This is a genomic window from Gilliamella intestini, assembly GCF_900094935.1.
Lineage (GTDB): Bacteria > Pseudomonadota > Gammaproteobacteria > Enterobacterales > Orbaceae > Gilliamella > Gilliamella intestini.
This window is the reverse complement of the sequence record NZ_FMBA01000102.1, coordinates 1-1485: the sequence shown is the minus strand read 5'-3', so window position 1 is coordinate 1485 and position 1485 is coordinate 1. Positions and strand designations below refer to the sequence as shown.

Sequence of the window (1485 nt, the reverse complement as noted above, 5' to 3'; positions counted from 1 at the left end):
ATCGGTTTCGGCAATAAGCCGGCTACCTTGCCACAAATTTGTCTGGAACAAATTTGAACAACGCTTTAGCGTTGGCCCTGCAAGGGTGAGTCTCAAGGATGAGACGAATACAGAAACTCGGTGGTTTTACCATCCACGGTTTTGCTAGTACGCCGATTAAAGGCATCATAAGTATAGGTGATAGTAAGCCCGTCGGTTTAATCACTTTGATTAACCGGTGCCGGCAGTCGTACTCATAGTGGGTGACTAGACTGTGGTCTTTTCCGCGTTTTTCAGCAATCAGATTACCAAAGCGGTCATACTCAAAAATCGTCTGCCAGCAACTATTATACGGAGATTGGTCTTTTCAGTAAAAATATTACCAGACTACTATTTTGTATTTTGATTACCATGTAAATTTTTTATCTTCACATTCATAAAAAATCTTAGCTACATATATAGTAAAAGGTGAATTACAATTTGGGCATTTTTTAAATTTATAGTTTTTTATTTTATTATCCAATAATTCAGATCCCAAACGATAATCAAAGTTAGTTTTTTCAGTTTCAACAGTATAAACTTCAGAAGAATCGACAACTAACCCCATATATTCCGATCGACAATTCCTACAAAGCACTATTTTAACCATTCTTGCTCTAATTGAACGCCTAAAATCTTCATCACTAAAACAATCATTTGCTACCTTTTTATCTAATTCTGTTAAATTTACATCATCTGGCCATATAATGCAATATGGTGTATCATAAAGGGGGACATAGTCTCCTCGAAGCGTTTTTAACCGATAATTTTTAAAAATAGCTAATCTTGTATTCACCCCACTTTGTAAGGTTTTATAAAAATCAAAAGAGGGATTGCTCTTCTCCCCTAATAAGGTTATATTAGTTTTAAACAACTCTCCTTCCTCTTTCATGATATCATCATTAGGAAAAATATATTTAAAGTTAACACTTTCTGCTTTTATCCATTTCATGGTTTTACCCCATTAATAATTAAATATTCTAACTCTGTTGATGTTTCTAATGTTTGTTGAATAGCTTGGCTTTTTGGTATTCTGATATGGATAATTATTTTATTACTATTAAACCCCCATTCAGTTGCTTTTTCGGCGTTAGTGGTAAAAGATATTAAAGAACGCTGTCCTATTTCTTTAAGCTCTTGTCCCCACTCGCCATGAGCTCGAATATATTGATCCAACGTTCCCCACTCGTGTATTTGTTTTGCATGAGCATATTTTGATTCAATAATAGCTTTACTTAAAGCATCTTTTATAGATAAACCTTCTCTTATTGCTTGCTCATAAGTACGATATCCTGTTTCGCTAAAAACCCAACCTGTCTCATAATAAGCTTGAATTTCTGCAGTATTATCTGTACCTCGATAAAGATCTATAAAATCCAATCCTAACGGATCTATTCCGCTAATAGGATTATTACCTACATATCGATATAGATTGATATCACTTAAAATCCCTATTGGATCTTGAGT

At 34.1% G+C, this 1485-nt stretch carries 2 protein-coding genes and 1 pseudogene; all 3 read right to left on the bottom strand.

The features are described from left to right. Positions 1-107: 107 nt before the first annotated feature. A pseudogene (locus tag GA0061080_RS13360) lies at positions 108-307 on the bottom strand (hypothetical protein); the annotation flags it as partial. A gap of 78 nt (positions 308-385) precedes the next feature. After that, positions 386-970 carry a hypothetical protein gene (locus GA0061080_RS12210; protein WP_091126224.1) on the bottom strand — a complete coding sequence of 195 codons (585 nt, stop codon included), beginning with the start codon at positions 968-970 and terminating at the stop codon, positions 386-388. Further along, positions 967-1485: RHS repeat-associated core domain-containing protein (locus GA0061080_RS12695; protein WP_209435851.1), on the bottom strand; the 519-nt coding region annotated here is incomplete at its 5' end. The genes GA0061080_RS12695 and GA0061080_RS12210, both read right to left, overlap by 4 nt.